Origin of the sequence: Pseudoxanthomonas suwonensis 11-1 (genome assembly GCF_000185965.1) — a bacterium.
GTDB classification, from domain to species: domain Bacteria; phylum Pseudomonadota; class Gammaproteobacteria; order Xanthomonadales; family Xanthomonadaceae; genus Pseudoxanthomonas; species Pseudoxanthomonas suwonensis_A.
The window spans coordinates 394,357-415,191 of the sequence record NC_014924.1; the positions used below are offsets into that span (position 1 = coordinate 394,357).

Sequence of the window (20,835 nt, forward strand, 5' to 3'; positions counted from 1 at the left end):
GCGCCGTCACACGGTGCGCGAGTACCGGGGCGCGGCGGAATCGTTGGCGGGGGCAAGGTAGCGGTCGAAGCACATGGCGATGATACGCAGGAGCAGGCGCCCGCGCTGGGTGGCCTGCAGGCCGTGCCCGCCAAGTTCGACCAGGCCATCGGCCTGCAGCGGTTGCAGCCGCTCCAGGGCCTCGGCGAAATAGTCGCGGAAATCGATCACGTGGCGGCGGCCCAGGGCGTCGTAGTCCAGCCGGCCGTGGCACATCAGCTGCTGGATCACGTCGGCGCGGATCACGTCGTCCTCGTCCATGCGCATGCCGCGCCAGACCGGCAGCCGGCCTTCGTCGATCGCCTGCTCCCAGCCGCCGATGTCGCGCGGGTTCTGGCTGAAGCTGGCGCCGATGTGGCTGATCGCGCTGACGCCCAGGCCGACCAGGTCGCTCTCGGCATGGGTGGTGTAGCCCATGAAGTTGCGGTGCAGGCCGCCATCGCGCTGGGCGCGCGCGAGTTCATCGGTCGGCAGGGCGAAGTGGTCCATGCCGATGTATTCGTAGCCGGCCTGGCCCAGCTTCTCGATCGCCAGGCGCAACAGGTCCAGCTTCTGTTCGGCCGAGGGCAGGTCCTCGGCGTGGATGCGCTGCTGCGGGCGGAACAGGTTGGGCAGGTGGGCATAGCCGTAGATCGCGAGCCGGTCCGGGCGCACCTGCAGGGTGGTGTCCAGGGTGCGCTCGAAGCCCTCCAGGGTCTGCTTGGGCAGGCCGTAGATCAGGTCCACGTTGACCGAGCGGAAGCCGTGCGTGCGGCAGGCCTCGATGATGCCGAGGGTCTGCTCCACGCCCTGCACGCGGTTGACTGCCTGCTGCACCACCGGGTCGAAGTCCTGCACCCCGAGGCTGGCGCGGTTGAAGCCGGCCGCAGCCAGCTCGCCGACCTCGGCCGGGGTGATGAAGCGCGGATCCAGCTCGATCGAGCAGTCCATGCGCGCGCCCGGCGCGAAATGGAAATGCCGGCGCAGCACGTCCATCACCTCGGCGATCTGCGCCGGCTCGAGGAAGTTGGGCGTGCCGCCGCCGAAATGCACCTGCTCGACATCGCGGTCGCGGTCGAACAGCTCGGCGACCATGCCGATCTCGCGGTACAGCCGGGTCAGGTAGGCCGCGCCGCGCGCCTTGTCGCGGGTGATGATCCGGTTGCAGCCGCAGTAGAAGCACGGGCTGGTGCAGAACGGCACGTGCAGGTACAGCGAGATCGGGCGCGGGATCGGGTCGCCGTTGCTGGCGGCCGCCACCGCGCGCAGCTCCGCTTCGCCGAAGCCCGCGCTGAACTGCGGCGCGGTCGGATAGGAGGTGTAGCGCGGCCCCGGCACGTCGTAGCGCTGGAGCAGCTCCGGGTCGAACAGGGAGGACAGGCTGGCCATGGACGCAGGCTAGGCCTGCCCGGGGGCCCTGTCCTTGATGCAAGTCAAAGCCGGCCCCTCCGGTGCACCAGCTTCAGCAACGTGAGGACAGGTCCCGTTCCGCGGCGCCCGCCGGCAGGCTTTCAGCGCCGCTCGCGGTCGAGGTCGCCGGGCACCGCGAAGCCTGCGCGCTGCAGCGCCCCGAGCAACTTGCCGGCCTCGCCTGTGCTGGAGCGGGCCATGTCGGCGATGACGTCGCGGGCGCAGCTGGCCTCGGCCCGGTGCAGCGAAGCCTGGTCGATCGGTTCCGGAAGGCGCGCCACCAGCAGGGTTTCCAGTTCGGCGAGGTAGGCCCGCAGGCGGGTCCTGTCCTCCGCCGAGGCCGCGTCGGTGGCGGCGTCGCGGGCATTGAACAGGGCGATCACCGCGGGATGGCTGGCCGGGTGGCGCGGCCCCGCCAGCAGGCGCCAGCCAAGGACGACGATGGCGACCAGCAGGCAGCCGGCTACCGCGAGCCGGGCGGGACCGACGGGGGATTGGCCGGGCAGCAGCACCGCGGCGGCGGCGATGGCCAGGACAAGGATGGCGATGGCCGGCACGGTGCGGCCTTGGCCCACGTGGCGCGGCTTCGCGGGAGTGTTGGTGGAGTGGCTCATGGGGTGTTGCCTGGTGGGGCGAGGGGCGGGCGGCAGCGGCGTGCCCGGGATGGCGTGTGGCTGGCCCACTACGGGGGTGATACCGGGCGGCCTTCCCCGGTAACGGCCACGCCTGCCCGCGGTTTGAGCCCCGGACGCCGTCTTCGATCCCGATCAGTGACCGCGGCCGCGCTTTGGGGCCCGGCGCGAGCCGCGCGCGCAGCCAGGCCAACCGCGGCCGGGCGTAGCCGCCCTGCCGGCCCGGGCGATCCGGTTCCCACAGGGCCGATGTTGCATGGCAACATCGGGCTACTCCCCGCCCTCCGGGTCCCGATGCCGCGCGTCCTCCTGGTCAACGACACGGACAAGCCGATCGCCGAGCTGCGGCAGGCGCTGGCCGATGCCGGCTGCGAGGTGCTGTCGCACGTCTCCACCGCGGGCCTGCTGCGCGCGGTGCAGGAGCAGCAGCCGGACGTGGTGATCCTGGACGTGGAATCGCCCTCGCGCGACACCCTTGAACAGCTGGCCATCGTCGACCGGCAGGCGCCGCGCCCGGTGGTGATGTTCTCGGCCGACGGCGACGAGCGCCTGATCCGCGAGGCGCTGGGCGCTGGCGTGGCCGCCTACGTGGTCGACGGGCTGGCGCCGGGACGGCTGGCGCCGATCCTGCGCGTGGCCATGGCCCGCTTCGAGCAGCAGGCGCACCAGCGCCAGCGGGTGGACGAGCTCGAACAGCGGCTGCAGGACCGCAAGGACATCGAACGCGCCAAGGGCCTGCTGATGGACCGCCGCGGCATGGCCGAGGCCGAGGCCTACGCCGCGCTGCGCCAGCAGGCGATGAAACAGGGCCTCAAGCTCGCGGACGTGGCGCGCCGCATCCTGGCCATGGCCGACCTGCTGGGCTGATCGCATGACCGATACCCGCGCCACCGCCACCTCCCTCCGCCCGCTCGACCTGGGCTTCATGCCGCTGCTGGACGCCGCGCCGCTGCTGGCCGCCTCGCACCTGGGCCTGGACCGGCGCCACGGCCTGCAGCTGCGCCTGCACCGGCAGCCGTCGTGGGCCACGCTGCGCGACCGCCTGCTCACCGGCGAGCTGGACGCGGCCCAGGCGATGTCGGCGATGGTGCTGGGCGTGCAGGCGGGGATCGGCGGTCCGCAGGCGGACCTGGCCATCCTGCTGGGCCTCAACCGCAACGGCCAGGCGATCGCACTGGCGTCGGCGCTGGCCGACGGCCTCGCCCAGGGATGCCCGTTGCCGGAGTTGCTGCGCGCGCTGCCACGGCGGCCGGTGTTCGCCCAGACCTTCCCCACCGGCACCCATGCGCTGTGGCTGTACTACTGGCTGGCCGCGCAGGGCGTGGATCCGCTGCGCGACATCGAGGCGGTGACCCTGCCGCCGTCGCGCATGCCGCAGGCGCTGGCGGCCGGCGAGCTGGATGGCTTCTGCGCCGGCGAGCCCTGGGGCGCGGAGGCCGAGAACCTGGGCGCGGGCCGGCGCGTGGTTGCCAGCGGGCAGCTGTGGCCCGGGCATCCGGAAAAGGTGCTGGCGACGCGCCGCAGCTTCGCCGCGCTGGAACCGGAGGTGTCGGTCGCCCTCACCGCGGCGGTGCTGGAAGCCTGCCGCTGGCTGGACGCTGATCCAGACCATCGTCGCCAGGCCGCGCAGTGGCTGGCGGCGGACGACGCGATCGACGTGCCCGCGCAGCGCCTGCTCGCCGGCCTGCTGCCGGTCGGCGAGCCCGGCCAGCTGTTGCAGTTCCATGCCGGTGGCCAGGCCAACTTCCCGTGGATCTCCGACGGCCGCTGGATCCTCGGCCAGTTCCGCCGCTGGGGCTGGCTGCCGCCGGTGGATGGCGACGACGCCTGGCTGGCGGATGTATTCCGCACCGGCAGCTACCGCGAGGCTGCGGCGATGCTGGGCGTGCCGGTGCCGGACGAGCACTCGCGCCCGGGCGCACCCACGCCGTCCTGAGCGCCACATGCACGCGCACGGTGCGCGACGGCACCGCGGAGGTGCATGAGGCCGTCCAGTGGCGTCCGCCGGCTGTTCGACCCGGCGTCCAGGCAATCCCGCGAAACCAAGGCACAGCAAGGCTTCGCGTGACTTGTGCTGCACCGCGGCGGAAGTTGGCACGCTGATTGCGTAGTCCCTGGTGCGGGCGCAACGACGTGCACGCATCAAAACCTGCAAGCCCGGCCAACGGCGGCCGGCACCAAGACAACGGCGTCTTCCGGCCACCCGGCCGGGAGGCGCTTTTTTGTTTTCCAGCTCCGCGGTGCCCCCACCGCTGCCAGGAGAGACCCGGATGGACCGTTCGTTCTGGAAAGCCGGACACACGCCGACCCTGCTGTCGGCCTTCCTCTACTTCGACCTCAGCTTCATGGTCTGGTACCTGCTGGGCCCGATGCAGGTGCAGATCGCGCAGGCGCTGCAACTGGACACCCAGCAGCGCGCGCTGATGGTGGCCGTGCCGATCCTGTGCGGTGCCGTGCTGCGCCTGTTCCTCGGCCTGCTGGCCGACCGCATCGGCGCCAAGACCACCGGCGTGCTGGCGCAGATCGTGGTGATCGCCGCGCTGGCCGTGGCCTGGCGGCTGGGCGTGCACAGCTTCGGCCAGGTGCTGCTGCTGGGCGTGATGCTGGGCGTGGCCGGCGCCTCGTTCGCGGTGGCGCTGCCGCTGGCCTCGCGCTGGTATCCGCCGCAGCACCAGGGCACGGCGATGGGCATCGCCGGTGCCGGCAACTCCGGCACCGTGTTCGCCGCGTTGCTGGCGCCCGCACTTGCGGTGGCCTACGGCTTCCAGAACGTGTTCGGCCTGGCCTGCATCCCGCTGCTGCTGGTGCTGGCGGTTTTCTGGACCTTTGCGCGCGAGGCGCCGGTGGTGGTGGCGCGCAAGGGACTGGGCGACTACGCACGGGTGCTGGTTGGCAACCGCGACTCGTGGTGGTTCATGTTCTTCTACGCGATCACCTTCGGCGGCTTCTCCGGCTTCGCCAGCGCGCTGCCGGGCTATTTCCACGACCAGTTCGCGTTCGAACCGAAGGTCGCCGGCTGGGCCACCGCCGCCTGCGTGCTGGCCGGCTCGGTGATGCGGCCGCTCGGCGGCGTGATCGCCGACCGCATCGGCGGCACCCGTTCGCTGCAGGCGGTGTACGCCGCGGTGACGGTGCTGGTGGCCGCCGCGGCCTTGCAGGTGGGCGGCCCGGTGGTGACCGTGGCCCTGTTCGTGCTGACCCTGCTGTGCCTGGGGGCAGGCAATGGCGCGGTGTTCCAGCTGGTGCCGCAGCGCTTCGGCGCCGAGATCGGATTGATGACCGGGCTGATCGGCATGGCCGGCGGCGTGGGCGGCTTCCTGCTGGCGGCCGGGCTGGGCGTGGTCAAGCAGCAGGCCGGCAGCTACGGCCCGGGCCTGTGGCTGTTCGCCGGCATCGCCCTGGCGGCCTCGCTGTGCCTGGTCGGGGTGAAGCAGCGCTGGCGCGTCGGCTGGGCACGCCTCGGCGACGCCCGCGTGTAGCGGTTCCTTCAGTTCCTTCCTCCCCCACAGCAGGCAGACCGCCATGGGCTACGTGAGCCCCTCCGAACTGGCCGCGAAGATGGTCGACGCAGGCCAGGCCAAGATCCTGATGTCCACCCGCGACACCGTCATCCGCGCCTACATGGCCGGCGCGATCCTCGCCCTGGCGGCCGCGTTCGCGGTGACCGTCACCGTGCAGACCGGGCAGCCGCTGCTGGGCGCGCTGCTGTTCCCGGTCGGCTTCTGCATCCTCTACCTGCTCGGCTTCGACCTGCTGACCGGGGTGTTCACCCTGTGCCCGCTGGCGGTGATCGACCGCCGCCCCGGCTGCACCTGGCGCGGGGTGCTGCGCAACTGGGGCCTGGTGTTCGCGGGCAACTTCGCCGGCGCGCTGACGGTGGCGGTGTTCATGTCGATCATCGTCACCTTCGGCTTCAGCACCGCGCCGGATGCCATCGGCCAGAAGCTGGGGCATATCGGCGAGGCGCGCACCCTGGGCTATGCCGCCCACGGCGCGGCCGGGATGCTGACCCTGTTCGTGCGCGGCGTGCTGTGCAACTGGATGGTCTCCACCGGCGTGGTCGGGGCGATGGTGTCCTCCCACGTGTCCGGCAAGGTCATCGCCATGTGGATGCCGATCATGGTGTTCTTCTACATGGGCTTCGAGCACTCCATCGTCAACATGTTCCTGTTCCCGAGCGGACTGATGCTCGGCGGGCAGTTCTCCTTCGGCGACTACCTGGTCTGGAACGAGATCCCGACCGTGGTCGGCAACCTGGTCGGTGGCCTGACCTTCGTCGGCCTGACGATCTACGCCACCCACGCCCGCACCGCCGCCGGCGCCGCCCGTGTCCCGCCTGCGCCGGCCCCGTCGCCGGGCGCGGCTGCCGGGAGCGCCTGAGTGCAGCCGGCCATGGCCAACCCGACGATCACACCGCATGACGCCTTCGTTGCCATGGATGGCGACGCCTCCCTGCACGCGGCAACGGTGCGGATCGTGGTCGATCCGCTGACCGGCCCGGAGATCGCGGCACTGCTGCAGGAGCACCTGGACGAGATGTACCGGCTGTCACCGCCGGAAAGCGTGCATGCGCTGGACCTCGATCGCCTGCGTGCGCCGGACATCACCTTCTGGAGCGCATGGGATGGCGACGGCCTGCTTGGCTGTGGCGCGCTGCGCGAGCTGGATCCGGCCCACGGCGAGGTCAAGTCGATGCGCACCGCGGCGCGCGCGCGTCGCCGCGGCGTGGCGGCGGCGCTGCTGTCGCGGGTGGTCGAAGAGGCGCGCCGTCGCGGCTACCGGCGGCTCAGCCTGGAGACCGGCAGCCAGCCCGCCTATGTGCCGGCACGCGCGCTGTACGCGCGTGCCGGCTTCCGTCCCTGCGCTCCGTTCGCGGATTACGTCGAGGACCCCTGTTCCACGTCCATGACCCTGGCCCTGCAGGGGCCAAGCGAGGAAACACGATGAAGAAGCCCAGGCTGGTGGTGGTGGGCAACGGCATGGCCGGCATCCGCACGCTCGAGGAGCTGCTGAAGCTGGTGCCCGGGATGTACGACATCACGGTGTTCGGCGCCGAGCCGCATCCCAACTACAACCGCATCCTGCTGTCGCCGGTGCTGGCCGGCGAGCAGGACTTCGACGACATCGTGCTCAACCCGCTGTCCTGGTACGCGGACAACGGCATCACCCTGCACCTGGGCAAGGAGGTCACCCGGATCGACCGCGTGCACCGCAAGGTGGTCGCCGCCGACGGCACCGAAGCCGAGTACGACCGCCTGCTGCTGGCCACCGGCTCGGTGCCCTTCATCCTGCCGATCCCCGGCAAGGACCTGAAGGGCGTCATCGGCTACCGCGACATCCACGACACCCGCACCATGATCGAGACCGCGAAGGTGAAGCGGAACGCGGTGGTGATCGGCGGTGGGCTGCTCGGGCTGGAGGCGGCCAACGGCCTCAGGCAGCGCGGCATGGAGGTGACCGTGGTGCACCTGGCCGGCTGGCTGCTGGAGCGCCAGCTCGACCCGGTGGCTGGTGCGCTGCTGGAGAAGTCGCTGCGCGAGCGCGGGCTGGACTTCAGGCTCAACACCTCGACCACGGAGATCGTCGGCAACGAGGCTGGCGAAGTGGCCGCGGTGCGCTTCTCCGACGGCGGGGAGGTCGCCGCCGACCTGGTGGTCATGGCCGCCGGCATCCGTCCCAACACCGCCCTGGCCCAGGCCGCCGGCATCCACTGCAACCGCGGCATCGTGGTCAACGACACCCTGCAGACCTACGACCCGCGGGTGTACGCGGTGGGCGAATGCGCGGCGCACCGCGGCATCGCCTACGGCCTGGTCGCGCCGCTGTTCGAGCAGGCGAAGATCTGCGCCAACCACCTGGCGACCTTCGGCATTGGCATCTACAAGGGCTCGGCGGTGTCGACCAAGCTCAAGGTCACCGGCATCGACCTGTTCTCCGCCGGCGACTTCATGGGCGGGGAGGGCACCGAGGAGATCGTGCTGTCGGATCCGGCCGCCGGCCTGTACCGCAAGCTGGTGATCCGCGACGACCGCCTGGTCGGTGCCTGCCTGTACGGCGACACCGCCGACGGCGCCTGGTACTTCAAGCAGATCAAGGACGGCACCGCGATCGGCGGGCGCCGCGACACCCTGGCCTTCGGCGAGACCGCGATGGGCGAGGCCGGCACCGCCGGCCAGGACCGCGCCGCGACCATGGCCGACACCGATGAGGTCTGCGGCTGCAACGGCGTGTGCAAGGGCACCATCGTCAAGGCGGTGCGCGAGCAGGGCCTGTTCACCGTGGACGAGGTGAAGAAGCACACCAAGGCCGCCAGTTCCTGCGGCTCGTGCACCGGCCTGGTCGAGCAGATCCTGATGAACTGCCTGGGTTCCAACTTCCAGGAGACGCCCAAGACCAAGGCGGTGTGCGGCTGCACCAGCCTCACCCATGGCGAGGTGCGCCAGGCGATCCGCGAGCACCACCTGGTCAGCCACGCCCAGGCCTACGCCTTCATGGAATGGCGCACGCCCAACGGCTGCGCCACCTGCCGGCCGGCGATCAACTACTACATGCTCTCGACCTGGCCGCGCGAGGCCGTGGACGACCCGCAGAGCCGCTTCATCAACGAGCGCGCCCACGCCAACATCCAGAAGGACGGCACCTTCTCGGTGGTGCCGCAGATGAAGGGCGGCGTCACCAATCCCTCCGAGCTGCGCCGTATCGCCGACGTCGCCGACAGGTACGCCATCCCCATGGTCAAGGTCACCGGTGGCCAGCGCATCGACCTGCTGGGCGTGCGCAAGGAGGACCTGGTCGATGTCTGGCGCGACCTGGGGATGAAGTCCGGCCACGCCTACGGCAAGTCGATCCGCACGGTGAAGACCTGCGTGGGCAGCGAGTTCTGCCGCTTCGGCACCCAGAACAGCACGCAGATGGGCATCGACCTGGAAACCATGCTGGCCAACATGTGGAGCCCGCACAAGGTCAAGCTCGCCGTGTCCGGCTGCCCGCGCAACTGCGCCGAAAGCGGGATCAAGGACGTGGGCATCATCGCGGTGGATTCGGGATGGGAGATCCACGTCGGCGGCAACGGCGGGATCCGAACCGAGGTCGCGCAGTTCCTGTGCAAGGTGCGCACGGCCGAGGAAGTGAAGGAATACACCGGCGCCTTCCTGCAGCTGTACCGCGAAGAGGCGTACTACCTGGACCGCACCGTGCACTACATCCAGCGCGTGGGCCTGGAATACGTCAAGCGCAAGGTGGTCGAAGACGCCGAAAGCCGGCGCGCGCTGTACGAGCGCCTGCTCTATGCGCTGGAAGGCCTGCCGGATCCGTGGCAGGCGCAGATCGCCGGCGAGCGTCCGCGCGAGTACACGCCGCTGAAGCTGGAGGCGCCGGAGCGGCGCATCCCTGCGACCCTGGAGGACTGACATGCCCACGAATGCCAACTGGATGCGGGTGTGCACGCTCGGGGAGATCCCGCTGCTGGGATCGCGCGTGCTGGACTGCGGGCAGGGGGAGGCCATCGCCCTGTTCCGTCCCGAGGCGGGCAAGGTGTTCGCCCTGGCCGACCGCTGCCCGCATCGCGGCGGTCCGCTGTCGCAGGGCATCGTCGCCGGGGAAACGGTGACCTGCCCGCTGCACGGCTGGAACATCCGCCTCGACGACGGCCAGGCCTGCGCCCCGGACGTGGGCTGCGCCCGCACCTATCCCGTGCAGCTGCGCGGCGATGAGGTGTGGCTGGCGCTGCCACTGGAACCGGCCACGCCGGTGGGCGCAGCGGAGGCGGTGGCCTGATGGATGGCGCCGTCCGCACCGCGCAGGCGCCGCCGGCGGTGGAGCGGCGCACCACCCGCAGCACCTGCTGCTACTGCGGCGTGGGCTGCGGCGTGCTGGTGCACAGCCGGCACGATGCCGCCGGCGAACGCATCACGGGCGTGGAAGGCGATCCCCTGCATCCGGCCAACCTGGGCCGCCTGTGCAGCAAGGGTCGCACCCTGGCCGAGACCGCGCGCAGCCTGCACGGCCGCGCCCTGGTGCCGGAGCTGCGCCACCGCCGCCAGGATCCGCGCCCGCCGGTGGACTGGGCTGTGGCGCTGGACAGCGTGGCCGACCGCCTGGCCAACATCGTCGAGCGGCATGGTCCGGACGCGGTGGCGTTCTACCTGTCCGGGCAGCTGCTGACCGAGGACTACTACGTCTTCAACAAGCTGGCCAAGGGCCTGCTGCGCACCAACAACATCGATACCAACTCGCGGCTGTGCATGTCCGCCGCGGTGACCGGCTACAAGCTGGCCTTCGGCGCCGACGGCCCGCCCACCTGCTACGAGGACCTGGAACACGCGAAGACCGTGCTGTTCGCCGGCAGCAATGCCGCCTGGGCGCATCCGGTGCTGTTCCGGCGGCTGGAGGAGGCGCGGGCGAAGGATCCGGACGTGCGCTGGATCGTGGTCGATCCACGCCGCACCGATACCGCGGCCATGGCCGACCTGCACCTGCAGATCCAGCCCGGCACTGACGTGGCCCTGTTCAACGGCATGCTCCACCACCTGGTGTGGGAGGGGCTGCTCGACCAGGCCTTCATCGACCGCCACACCACCGGTTTCAGCGAACTCAAGCGCCTGCTGCGCGACTACAGCCCGCGCATGGCGGCGGAGATCTGCGGCGTGCCGGTCGAGGACCTGGTCACCGCGGCCGAGTGGTTCGGACGCAGCGCGGCGTCGCTGTCGCTGTACTGCATGGGCCTGAACCAGTCGGTGCACGGCACCGACAAGAACCTCGCCCTGATCCACCTGCACCTGGCCACCCGCCAGCTGGGCCGCCCGGGGGCGGGGCCGTTCTCGCTCACCGGCCAGCCCAATGCCATGGGCGGGCGCGAGGTCGGCGGCATGGCGACCATGCTGGCCGCGCACCGCGAGATCACCGATCCGGCGCACCGCGCCGAGGTCGAGGCCCTGTGGCAGCTGCCGCAGGGCAGCCTGCCGCCACAGCCGGGACTGGCGGCGGTGGAGTTGTTCGAGGCGGTGCGCGCCGGCCGGATCAAGGCCATCTGGATCGCATGCACCAATCCCGCGCATTCGATGCCCGACCTCGGCCCGGTACGCGAGGCGCTGCAGCGCGCCGAGCTGGTGATCGTGCAGGAGGCCTTCGCCAATACCGATACCGTGCCCTATGCCGACGTGCTGCTGCCGGCCGCCACCTGGGGCGAGAAGGAGGGCACGGTCACCAATTCCGAGCGCCGCATCTCGCGCGTGCGCGCGGCGGTGGCGCCGCCGGGGCAGGCGCGTCCGGACTGGTGGATCGCGCGCGAAGTGGCGCTGCGGCTGGAAGCGCGTTTGGCCGCACCGGGCGCCGCGCCGCTGTTCGCGGCCGACACGCCTGCGGCGATCTTCGCCGAGCACCGCGCGCTGACCGTGGGCCGCGACCTGGATATCGGCGGGCTGGATTACGCCGTGCTGGAGCAACGCGGTCCGCAGCAGTGGCCGTTCCGGGCCGGTGCGGAGCAGGGTGACGCGCGTCGCTATGCCGACGGCGTGTTCGCCACCGCCGATGGCCGCGCACGCTTCCATGTCACCCCGTACCGGCCAGTCGCCGAGCCGACGTCGGCGCGTTTCCCGCTGCGCCTGCTGACCGGGCGCCTGCGCGACCAGTGGCATGGCATGTCGCGCACCGGGCGGGTTCCGGCGCTGTACACGCATAGCCCCGAGCCTGCGCTGCGCATGCACCCCGAGGATGCGGCACGGCGCGGCCTCAAGGCCGGCGAGCTGGTGCGCGTGTCCAGCAAGCGCGGCGGCCTGGTATTGCCGCTGGAGCTGTCCGACGAGGTCGGCTCCGGCACCGTGTTCGCGGCCATGCACTGGAGCGGCCAGCACCTGGCCAGCGGCGGCATCAACGAGCTCAGCCAGCCGGCGGTCGACACGCGCTCGCGCCAGCCCGAGCTCAAGCACGCCGCGGTGCGGGTGGAGAGGGCGGACTTCAGCTGGCACCTGCTGGCCGCGCGCCGTGGCGAGGTGCTGGCGATGCACGCGGCCGTGCAGCCGTTGCTTGCGGCCTGCGGCTACGCCTCGGTCACGCTGCAGCCGGACGTGGATCCGGAGGCGGTCGAAGGCAGCGGCTGGGTGGTGCTGCGCGCTGCGGCCTCCGGGGCGATGCCAGCCGACTGGCAGGCCGCGCTGGAGAACGCGCTGGGCCTGGCCGCCTCCGCCGACACCCTCGAGTACCGCGACGCCCGCCGCGGCCAGCTCAAGCGCGTGGCCTGGCGCAGCGTCGCCAGCGGCAGCCATATCGACGGCCTGCTGTGGAGCGACGTCCGTCGCGGGGGCGAAGCCCTGCTGCGCACCGCGCTGGCCGGCGATCCCTGGCAGGGCTCGCGCCTGGCCGCCTTCGCCGCGCTGCCCGAGGTCGCACGTGACCCGGTGGTCTGCGTCTGCCGCCAGGTCAGCGAATCGGCGATCCAGGCCGAAGTGCGCGCCGGCGCCGACCTGCCCGCGCTCAAGCAGCGCCTGGGCTGCGGCACGGTCTGCGGCTCCTGTGTTCCACAGCTCACCCGCTTCGTCCGCCAGGCCGCCAGCGCCTGACCCCCGAACTACTGGAGAACCGCCTTGGCCCGCGACCCCCGTCACCCTGCCGATCTCCGCCGCCCGCCCGCCGAGGTGGTGCTGCTGTCCGCCGGGCCCGGCGACCTGGAACTGCTGACCCTCAAGGCGGTGCGTGCCCTGCAGGAGGCCGAGGTGCTGCTGCTGGACGAACTGGTCGATCCGGGCATCGTCGAACTGGCGCCGCATGCGCGGGTGGTGCGCGTGGGCAAGCGTGGCGGATGCCGCTCCACGCCGCAGGCCTTCATCTGCCGGCTGATGCGGCGCTACGCGCTGCAGGGCCTGCGCGTGGTGCGGGTGAAGGGCGGCGAGGCGCTGATGTTCGGCCGTGCGGGCGAGGAGATCGCGTTCCTGCGCGAGGCCGGCGTGCCGGTACGCATCATCAACGGTGTCAGCGCCGCCTTCGCCGCCGCCGCATCGCTGGGCGTCTCCCTGACCCACCGTGAACACTGCCACGGCGTCACCTTCGTCACCGCGCACACGGCCGACCACGGCGAGCCAGACTGGGATGCATTGGCGCGCGGCGGTACCACCTTGGCTATCTACATGGGCATGGGCCGGCTCGCCGGCATCGCGCGTGCGCTGCTGGCCCATCTTCCGGCCGGGACGCCCGCGGCGGTGGTGCAGGGCGCCTCGCGTGAGGACGAACGCCTGGTCGTGGACACGCTTGGGGGCCTGGCCGAGATGCAGGCCACCCATCGCGGCGCGCCGGGCGTCATCCTGGTCGGCGCGGCCCTGGGCGAGGCCATTGGCGTGGCCACGGAGGCTGCGTCGTGCATGGAGCGGATGGTCGCGTCCTGAGGCAGATGGGCGCGACCGCGTACGCGGTCACGGATGCGCGGAGTGGCGCCATGCTTCCCGCACTGCGGCAAGCCCCGTCCCAGCCGATCGTGCTAGCCTCCGTCGCGTACTGCACTGGACCAGCCTGGGAAGGTAGGAACGTGGAGCAGGTGCCGGGCCCGAAGATGGAGGTGACCCGCAGGCAGGAGCGCATCGCGTTCCTGCTGGTGACAGCGGTGGTGTTCCCGCTGCTCGCGATCCTGGTCGTTGCCGGCTACGGCTTCATGGTCTGGATGTGGCAACTCCTGTTCGTGGGCCCGCCGACAGGGCCATGACCATGTCCAGCGGCACACTCACGCGGCGGGCATTGCTGTTCGGCAGCGTGGATGATCGCGGCCCGCGCCCACCCTGGTCGGTAATCGGCGAGGATTTCGGCACGCGTTGCACCGGTTGCGACGCCTGCATCCACGCCTGCCCGGAACGCGTTCTTCGGCGGGCCGCCGATGGCCTGCCGCGTTTCGATCCGTCCGCCGGCAGCGGCGAGTGCACGTTCTGCGGGGCGTGTGCCGCGGCCTGCACCACTGGCGCGCTGGACAGCGGGCAGGCGCGGCCCTGGAGCCTGCGTGCGAAGGTCGGGGAGGGCTGCCTGCCCGCCAGTGGCGTCGTCTGCGCCAGCTGCCGCGAGGTTTGCCCCGAGCTGGCGATCCGGGTGCCCCCCGGAGGCCGCGGCGCGGCCTGGATCGACGCCGCGCGTTGCACCGGTTGCGGTGCCTGCGTCGGCGTCTGCCCGGCCGGGGTGGTCGCGCTGTCCGAAGCCGAGGAAGCCTGCGCATGAACGACGAGCGGCACGCCGAGGTGCATATCGCGTCCTTCGTGCTGCAGCACCGTGCCGACGCGCTGGACGTCGTACGCGCCGCGCTGGCCGCCGAACCGGAACTCGAGCTGGCCATCGCCGGTGACACCCGCAGCGTGGTGCTTTGCGAGACCGCCGACCGGTTCCGGGTGATGGACCTGATCGACGCTCTGCGCGAGGTGCCCGGCGTGCTCAACGTCCTGCTGGTCCACCACCACGCCGAGCCACCCGAAGCGCTCGACGAACCCGTTTCCCCGGCCGTTGCCAGTGGAGCATCCGCATGAGCACGACGCGTCGCGATTTCATCCGCACCAGTGCCATCGCCACCGCGGCGGCGGCCGCGGGCCTGTCCCTGCCCGGATCCGGCACCAACGTGGTCACCGAGGGCGACCAGGTCAAGCTCAAGTGGGACAAGGCACCCTGCCGCTACTGCGGCACCGGCTGCGGGGTCAACGTCGCGGTGCGCGATGGCCGCGTGGTCGCCACCCACGGCGACGTGCATGCCGAGGTCAACCGCGGCATCAACTGCGTCAAGGGTTACTTCCTGTCCAAGGTGCTGTACGGTGCCGACCGCCTGACCATGCCGCTGCTGCGCAAGAAGAACGGCGCCTACGCCAAGGACGGCGAGTTCACCGCGGTGTCCTGGGACGAGGCCTTCGACGTGATGGCCGAGCAGTTCAAGCGCGTGCTCAGGACCAGGGGCGGCGAGGGCATCGGCATGTTCGGCTCGGGGCAGTGGACCATCTGGGAGGGCTATGCCGCGACCAAGCTGATGCGCGGCGGCTTCCGCAGCAACCACCTGGATCCCAACGCGCGCCACTGCATGGCCTCGGCCGCCTACGGCTTCATGCGCACCTTCGGCATGGACGAGCCGATGGGCTGCTACGACGACATCGAGGCGGCCGACGCGTTCGTCCTGTGGGGCTCGAACATGGCCGAGATGCACCCGATCCTGTGGACCCGGGTCACCGACCGCCGCCTGTCCCACCCGCACGTGAAGGTGGCGGTGCTGTCCACCTTCGAGCACCGCAGCTTCGAGCTGGCCGACATCCCGGTGGTGTTCAAGCCGCAGACCGACCTGGTGATCCTCAACTACATCGCCAACCACATCATCCGCACCGGGCGGGTGGACCGGCAGTTCGTGGAGAAACACGCCACCTTCAAGCGCGGCGCGACCGACATCGGCTACGGCCTGCGCCCGGAGCATCCGCTGGAGGCGGCCGCCAGCGGCGCGGCCGATCCCGGTGCCGGCGAGCCGTGCAGCTTCGACGACTTCGCCCGCCTGGTTGCGCCCTATACGTTGCAGCGCGCGGTGGAGATGACCGGGGTCGAGGCCGGATGGCTTGAGCAGCTGGCCGAGCTCTACGCCGATCCCAAGGTCCGGGTGATGTCGTTCTGGACCATGGGCTTCAACCAGCACACCCGCGGGGTGTGGGCCAACAACATGGTCTACAACATCCACCTGCTGACCGGGAAGATCTCCACGCCCGGCAACAGCCCCTTCTCGCTGACCGGGCAGCCCTCGGCCTGCGGCACCGCGCGCGAGGTCGGCACCTTCAGCCACCGCCTTCCGGCGGACATGATGGTCGCCAATCCCGAGCACCGCCGGCATGCCGAGGAGATCTGGAAGCTCCCGCAGGGCCTGCTCAATCCCAAGCCCGGCTACCACGCGGTGGAGCAGAACCGCGCGCTGAAGGACGGCCTGCTCAACGCGTACTGGGTGCAGGTCAACAACAACATGCAGGCCGGCGCCAACCTGCTGCAGGAAACCTGGCCTGGCTACCGCAACCCGGACAACTTCATCGTCGTCTCCGACGCCTATCCCACGGTGACCGCGCAGGCCGCCGACCTGATCCTGCCGGCGGCGATGTGGGTGGAGAAGGAGGGCGCCTACGGCAATGCCGAGCGGCGCACGCAGTTCTGGCACCAGCTGGTGCAGGCCCCGGGCGAGGCGCGTTCGGACCTGTGGCAGCTGATGGAGTTCTCGAAGCGCTTCACCACCGACGAATGCTGGCCGAAGGAGATCCTCGAGGCCAACCCCGCGTACCGCGGCAAGACCCTGTTCGAGGTGCTTTACGCCAACGGCAAGGTGGATGCCTTCCCGCTTTCGGACATCGAGGAGGGCTATGCCAACGTCGAGTCGCAACACTTCGGCTTCTACGTGCAGAAGGGCCTGTTCGAGGAATACGCCGAGTTCGGCCGCGGCCATGGCCACGACCTGGCGCCGTTCGACGACTACCACCGGGCGCGCGGGCTGCGCTGGCCGGTGGTGGCCGGCAAGGAAACCCGCTGGCGCTACCGCGAGGGCACCGACCCCTACGTGAAGCCCGGAACCGGGTTCCAGTTCTACGGCAACAAGGACGGCAAGGCGGTGATCTGGGCGCTGCCCTACGAGCCGCCGGCCGAGTCGCCGGACACCGAGTACGACCTGTGGCTGGTCACCGGGCGGGTGCTGGAGCACTGGCATTCCGGCTCGATGACCATGCGCGTCCCCGAGCTGTACCGCGCGTTCCCGGCGGCGGTGTGCTTCATGAACCCGGACGACGCGCGGGCGCGCGGGCTCAAGCGCGGCGACGAGATCCGGGTGCAGTCGCGCCGCGGGGAGATGCGTACCCGGGTGGAGACCCGCGGCCGCAACCGCATGCCACGCGGGGTGGTGTTCGTGCCCTGGTTCGATGCCGGCCAGCTGATCAACAAGGTCACCCTGGACGCGACCGATCCGATTTCCAAGCAGACCGACTACAAGAAGTGCGCGGTAAGGGTCCTCCCCGCCTAGGAGACGCACCATGGACAAGCGCAAGCTGTTGCTGGCCATCCCCCTGGCGCTGCTGCTGGGAGCGTTGCTGTTCTTCCTGGGCTGGCTGCTGGGCCGCGGGCTGGCGGCTGCGGACAAGGATCGCGTGCCGGCGCCGCAGGCGAGCAGCGCGCCGGTGGACGCGCGCGCGGTGTTCATCCCCGGCAACGGCCAGATCGATGCCATCCGCCGCGGCGTGCCGGTGGACCAGGAGGGCCACCCGCCGCCCATGGCGCGGGTGGAGAACACCGACATCAAGCGCGTGCGCGCCTACCCGATGCAGCCGCCGACCATCCCGCATGCGGTGGACGGCTACCAGGTGGACCGCAACAGCAACCGCTGCATGCTGTGCCACGCCCGGGCGAATGCCGCCACTTTCCAGGCGCCCCCGGTCAGCGTCACCCATTACATGGACCGCGACGACCAGTTCCTGGCCGCGATCTCGCCCCGTCGTTACTTCTGCATGCAATGCCACGTGGTCCAGACCGATGCGCCCACTTTGGTGGCCAGCGGCTTCCGCGACATCGACAGCCTGCTGGCCGAGCCCGCGGAAGCCGCGCCGGCGGAGGTGCATTGAATGTTCCGCCGCATCCGCCGCCAGGTGTCGCTGCTGTGGCTGACCCTGCGCTCGCCGAGCCGCTACTACAGCCTCGGCTTCCTGACCGTCGCCGGGTTCATCGCCGGGGTGCTGTTCTGGGGCGGCTTCAATACCGCCCTTGAGGCGACCAATACCGAGAAGTTCTGCACCAGCTGCCACGAGATGCGCGACAACGTATTCGAGGAGCTGAAGGCCACGATCCACTACACCAACCGATCCGGGGTGCGCGCCACCTGCCCGGACTGCCACGTGCCGCACAACTGGACCGACAAGATCGCGCGCAAGATGCAGGCCTCCAAGGAGGTCTGGGGCAAGATCTTCGGCACCATCAACACCCGCGAGAAATTCCTCGACGAGCGCCTGGTGCTGGCCACCCACGAGTGGGCGCGGCTGAAGGCCAACGACTCGCTGGAGTGCCGCAACTGCCACGACTTCGATTCCATGGACCTGACCCGCCAGGGCGCGCGGGCCGCCCAGGTCCACAAGCTGTGGCTGGGTACGGGCGAGAAGACCTGCATCGACTGCCACAAGGGCATCGCCCATCGCCTGCCGGACATGGCCGGCGTGCCGCAGGGCTGAGCACCTGCACATCGGATTGGATCCGTTGCATGCGCCGGCGCATGGAGCGTTGTTCGATCGTGCGCTCATGAACGGGTTACGCAATGTCATGAGCGGATTCGCAAAACCCACCCTGTTAATGGCTGGAACTCACAACTCATTTATCGGGTCGAACTGTAGATTCCTCTCGTAGCTCGCGCATATCCCCCACGATCTGCGTTGACCTCCTACCAGGACCTCCGCTGCTCCCTTCCAGGGTGCGGCGCGGGACACGTCAGCCCCGATAAAACGAGCCCCCCAGCGATGCCATCCACCGTCCCCGCCCCAGTCGGTGCAGTCGCACTCCGGGAACAGAAGCCGCTACGGCTTCCCCCGCGTGATCCACGGGGACGCTTCATCCGCCGCCAGTCGGCGTCGGTGCTGCCGCAGGCCCACCATCACAGCATCCCGGTGTTGTTCGTCGTCTCCGAGATGGCCGACTTCATCAAGGCCGGTGGCCTGGGCGACGTCGCTTCGTCGCTGCCGCGCGCGCTGCGCCCGGCGTGCGACGTGCGGGTGCTGATCCCGGGCTATCCCGAAGTCCTGCAGCGGATCCGCTGCATGAACGTGGTTGGCCGGGTCAAGGCCCATGCCGGCCTGCCGGAATGCCGCATCGGCATGACCCACCAGAAGGCCTATTGCGCCGAGAGGTTGGAGTTCGACCGGGTGACGGTACTTGCACCTTGAGCAGGGTCACAGCCGCTGCTCATCGTACGGTCGTGAGCGCGGACTTGCGGGTATGCGAACTTTTTGCCTTCCTGCAGGCCGCACGCCGCCTGGACGACACATCGACCCTGAACACGGGCCGCGTGCCGCCGACTACGCCGCGTGGCTGCGGCGTAAGGGTTATTTCGAACTTGATGACGCGGCATTTGCGCTCTTGCACGAGGCTTGCTGGGGCCACAGTGACGGCCTTGTTGAAGCTGCGCCTACGATCCAGGTCTGCTGGGATTCGGATCGCCTGGATCTCAGCCGCGTCGGGATCAGCTATCTCTGCGCCGATGAGCGTAGGAAGCCCGAGCGGATCGCCGCTGCGATGGCTTGGTCCGGTGAATGGCGAGAGGCCTGAGCAAGTCCAAGAGTGTCAGGGGCGTTTCGATACTAGCAGCGAACTTTCGGCCGCAAGACTTGTGCACGGGACCGGGCACGAACCGGGCACGAACCGGGCACGAACCGGGCACGAACCGGGCACGAACCGGGCACGAACCGGGCACAGGCTGTTTCCGGGTCGTCCACGGTCGGACCTCGATCAGCCTGAAAAAGTGGCCTCGGCTTTTTCGTGCCCGGGAGTCTAGGCACAAAAAAGCCCGCATCAATGGCGGGCCTTTCTTCATCTAACGCGTTGTTCTTGATAGAAATTCTGGTGGCTATGGGTGGACTCGAACCACCGACCCCAGCATTATGAGTGCTGTGCTCTAACCGGCTGAGCTACATAGCCAGAATTCCAAAATTGTACGCCGTGACCCTCACATTATGAGTGCTGTGCTCTAACCGGCTGAGCTACGTAGCCGAAACCACGGATCTTCCGCGCCCCTGACGGTGCGCCTGATGACGTTGCCGGCCGGGGAACTGCGAATTCTTCATGTTCCTGGCCGCGCTGTCAATCGGCGCTTGTCGCCCCGCCGGGGGCGTGGCATTGTCGGGCCAGTCGAATTTTACGGAGTCCGCATCGTGATCGATCCGGACGGATACAGGCCGAACGTCGGCATCGTGCTCATGCGCGCCGACGGACAGGTGTTCTGGGCGCGCCGGGTGCGCCGGGACGGCTGGCAGTTCCCGCAGGGCGGGATGCGCAGCGACGAAACCCCGGTGGAGGCGATGTACCGGGAGCTCTACGAGGAGACCGGCCTGGCCCCCGAACATGTCGAGCTGCTGGGGGCCACCCCCGGCTGGCTGCGCTACCGGCTGCCCGGGCGGGCGATCCGCCGCGGCGGCCCCGGCCCGGTGTGCATCGGCCAGAAGCAGGTCTGGTTCCTGCTGCGCCTGGTCGGCGACGAGTCCCTGGTGCGCTTCGATACCACCGACAGCCCCGAGTTCGACCACTGGCGCTGGGTGGACTTCTGGTACCCGGTCGAGCACGTGGTGACCTTCAAGCGCGGCGTCTATGCCCGTGCCCTGCGCCACCTGGCGCCGCTGGCCACCAGCAGTGGCGCCACCCTGCGGCAGATGCCGGGCGCGGCCCAGCAGGCGTGGATGCCGGGCAACAGCGCCGGGCATGACCGCCCGCGCCGGCGTCCCCGGCACCAGGCGGGCGGTCGTTCATCCGCCTGAATCGGAGGCTGGCGTCTGGCGCTGGATGCAATTGACAACGGTTCTCATTCCGTGTGGAATGACGCCGGGTTCAGTCATATGAGAACGCCGTGTACGTCTGCATCTGCAATGGGGTGACCGACAGCCAGGTCCGCGAGGCGGTCGAGGCCGGCTGCGGCAGCGTCGCCGAACTGACCATGCGTACCGGCTGTGGCGCCACCTGCGGTACCTGCCTGCCGCTTGCCGCCGACCTGGTCGCCGAATACCAGGCGCGCGCGCTGCCCCTGCCCCTGCTGCAGGCGGCCTGACCTTCCCGGCCGCGCAGGCCG

The 20,835-nt window shown here is 70.2% G+C and carries 19 protein-coding genes, 1 tRNA gene and 1 pseudogene; 18 read left to right on the forward strand and 3 right to left on the reverse strand.

Translation table 11 applies throughout. From position 1 onward, the window contains the following. Positions 1 to 6: 6 nt before the first annotated feature. Together hemN and PSESU_RS01805 are read right to left on the reverse strand one after the other, a co-directional pair. Entirely contained in the window at positions 7 to 1,407 is a 1,401-nt protein-coding gene (gene hemN / locus PSESU_RS01800) for an oxygen-independent coproporphyrinogen III oxidase (protein ID WP_013534056.1), read from the reverse strand. Positions 1,408 to 1,529: 122 nt separating this feature from the next. Further along, positions 1,530 to 2,042, reverse strand: a complete 513-nt coding sequence (locus PSESU_RS01805; RefSeq protein WP_013534057.1) for a hypothetical protein — start codon at positions 2,040 to 2,042, stop codon at positions 1,530 to 1,532. 312 nt (positions 2,043 to 2,354) lie between these two features. On the opposite strand from PSESU_RS01805, the gene PSESU_RS01810 reads away from it, so the two are divergent. The 16 genes and pseudogenes from PSESU_RS01810 to PSESU_RS01885 form a co-directional block, all read left to right on the forward strand. Beyond that, positions 2,355 to 2,927: an ANTAR domain-containing response regulator gene (locus PSESU_RS01810; protein ID WP_041763748.1), complete on the forward strand. Its 573-nt coding sequence runs from the start codon at positions 2,355 to 2,357 to the stop codon at positions 2,925 to 2,927. Between the two features lie 4 nt (positions 2,928 to 2,931). Further along, positions 2,932 to 3,996 carry a CmpA/NrtA family ABC transporter substrate-binding protein gene (locus tag PSESU_RS01815; RefSeq protein WP_013534059.1) on the forward strand — a complete coding sequence of 355 codons (1,065 nt, stop codon included), beginning with the start codon at positions 2,932 to 2,934 and terminating at the stop codon, positions 3,994 to 3,996. Between the two features lie 373 nt (positions 3,997 to 4,369). Beyond that, the gene (locus PSESU_RS01820) at positions 4,370 to 5,539 is read left to right on the forward strand and encodes a nitrate/nitrite transporter (protein WP_203415184.1); all 1,170 of its coding nucleotides are present in this window, start codon (positions 4,370 to 4,372) and stop codon (positions 5,537 to 5,539) included. 43 nt (positions 5,540 to 5,582) lie between these two features. After that, positions 5,583 to 6,440, forward strand: coding sequence for a formate/nitrite transporter family protein (locus PSESU_RS01825; RefSeq protein ID WP_013534061.1), 858 nt, complete (start codon positions 5,583 to 5,585; stop codon positions 6,438 to 6,440). A gap of 12 nt (positions 6,441 to 6,452) precedes the next feature. Beyond that, positions 6,453 to 7,007 carry a GNAT family N-acetyltransferase gene (locus tag PSESU_RS01830; RefSeq protein WP_013534062.1) on the forward strand — a complete coding sequence of 185 codons (555 nt, stop codon included), beginning with the start codon at positions 6,453 to 6,455 and terminating at the stop codon, positions 7,005 to 7,007. Then, a complete protein-coding gene (gene nirB / locus PSESU_RS01835; RefSeq protein WP_013534063.1) occupies positions 7,004 to 9,469 on the forward strand; it encodes a nitrite reductase large subunit NirB in 2,466 nt (821 codons plus the stop codon). The genes PSESU_RS01830 and nirB overlap by 4 nt, the downstream gene beginning before the upstream one ends. 1 nt (position 9,470) lies before the next feature. After that, complete coding sequence (nirD, locus tag PSESU_RS01840; RefSeq protein WP_013534064.1) at positions 9,471 to 9,836, forward strand: nitrite reductase small subunit NirD; 366 nt, start codon at positions 9,471 to 9,473, stop codon at positions 9,834 to 9,836. Next, the gene (locus tag PSESU_RS01845) at positions 9,836 to 12,616 is read left to right on the forward strand and encodes a nitrate reductase (protein WP_013534065.1); all 2,781 of its coding nucleotides are present in this window, start codon (positions 9,836 to 9,838) and stop codon (positions 12,614 to 12,616) included. Before nirD ends, PSESU_RS01845 begins: the two co-directional genes overlap by 1 nt. A 75-nt stretch (positions 12,617 to 12,691) precedes the next feature. Then, positions 12,692 to 13,435 carry a uroporphyrinogen-III C-methyltransferase gene (gene cobA, locus PSESU_RS01850; RefSeq protein WP_041763750.1) on the forward strand — a complete coding sequence of 248 codons (744 nt, stop codon included), beginning with the start codon at positions 12,692 to 12,694 and terminating at the stop codon, positions 13,433 to 13,435. 164 nt (positions 13,436 to 13,599) lie between these two features. Continuing rightward, on the forward strand, positions 13,600 to 13,749 hold the full coding sequence (locus tag PSESU_RS01855; RefSeq protein WP_041764332.1) for a periplasmic nitrate reductase, NapE protein: 150 nt from the start codon (positions 13,600 to 13,602) through the stop codon (positions 13,747 to 13,749). Next, positions 13,746 to 14,249, forward strand: a complete 504-nt coding sequence (gene napF, locus PSESU_RS01860) for a ferredoxin-type protein NapF (RefSeq protein WP_203415172.1) — start codon at positions 13,746 to 13,748, stop codon at positions 14,247 to 14,249. Before PSESU_RS01855 ends, napF begins: the two co-directional genes overlap by 4 nt. Further along, the gene (locus PSESU_RS01865; protein ID WP_013534069.1) at positions 14,246 to 14,551 is read left to right on the forward strand and encodes a chaperone NapD; all 306 of its coding nucleotides are present in this window, start codon (positions 14,246 to 14,248) and stop codon (positions 14,549 to 14,551) included. The genes napF and PSESU_RS01865 overlap by 4 nt, the downstream gene beginning before the upstream one ends. Further along, positions 14,548 to 17,043 (forward strand): periplasmic nitrate reductase subunit alpha, encoded by a 2,496-nt coding sequence (gene napA, locus PSESU_RS01870; RefSeq protein WP_013534070.1) that lies wholly within the window; start codon positions 14,548 to 14,550, stop codon positions 17,041 to 17,043. The genes PSESU_RS01865 and napA overlap by 4 nt, the downstream gene beginning before the upstream one ends. 10 nt (positions 17,044 to 17,053) lie before the next feature. Beyond that, on the forward strand, positions 17,054 to 17,638 hold the full coding sequence (locus tag PSESU_RS01875) for a nitrate reductase cytochrome c-type subunit (protein WP_013534071.1): 585 nt from the start codon (positions 17,054 to 17,056) through the stop codon (positions 17,636 to 17,638). Then, a complete protein-coding gene (locus PSESU_RS01880; RefSeq protein WP_013534072.1) occupies positions 17,639 to 18,238 on the forward strand; it encodes a cytochrome c3 family protein in 600 nt (199 codons plus the stop codon). Positions 18,239 to 18,520: 282 nt separating this feature from the next. Continuing rightward, positions 18,521 to 18,874 (forward strand): annotated as a pseudogene (locus PSESU_RS01885) (glycogen/starch synthase); the annotation flags it as partial. Positions 18,875 to 19,617: 743 nt separating this feature from the next. Here the strand turns inward: PSESU_RS01885 and PSESU_RS01890 are convergent. After that, positions 19,618 to 19,694: transfer RNA gene (locus PSESU_RS01890), tRNA-Met, on the reverse strand. 233 nt (positions 19,695 to 19,927) lie between these two features. Between PSESU_RS01890 and PSESU_RS01895 the strand changes: the two genes are divergently transcribed. Together PSESU_RS01895 and PSESU_RS01900 are read left to right on the forward strand one after the other, a co-directional pair. Further along, the gene (locus PSESU_RS01895) at positions 19,928 to 20,527 is read left to right on the forward strand and encodes an RNA pyrophosphohydrolase (RefSeq protein WP_013534073.1); all 600 of its coding nucleotides are present in this window, start codon (positions 19,928 to 19,930) and stop codon (positions 20,525 to 20,527) included. Positions 20,528 to 20,616: 89 nt separating this feature from the next. Continuing rightward, positions 20,617 to 20,814 (forward strand): (2Fe-2S)-binding protein, encoded by a 198-nt coding sequence (locus PSESU_RS01900; protein ID WP_013534074.1) that lies wholly within the window; start codon positions 20,617 to 20,619, stop codon positions 20,812 to 20,814. Positions 20,815 to 20,835 lie beyond the last annotated feature (21 nt).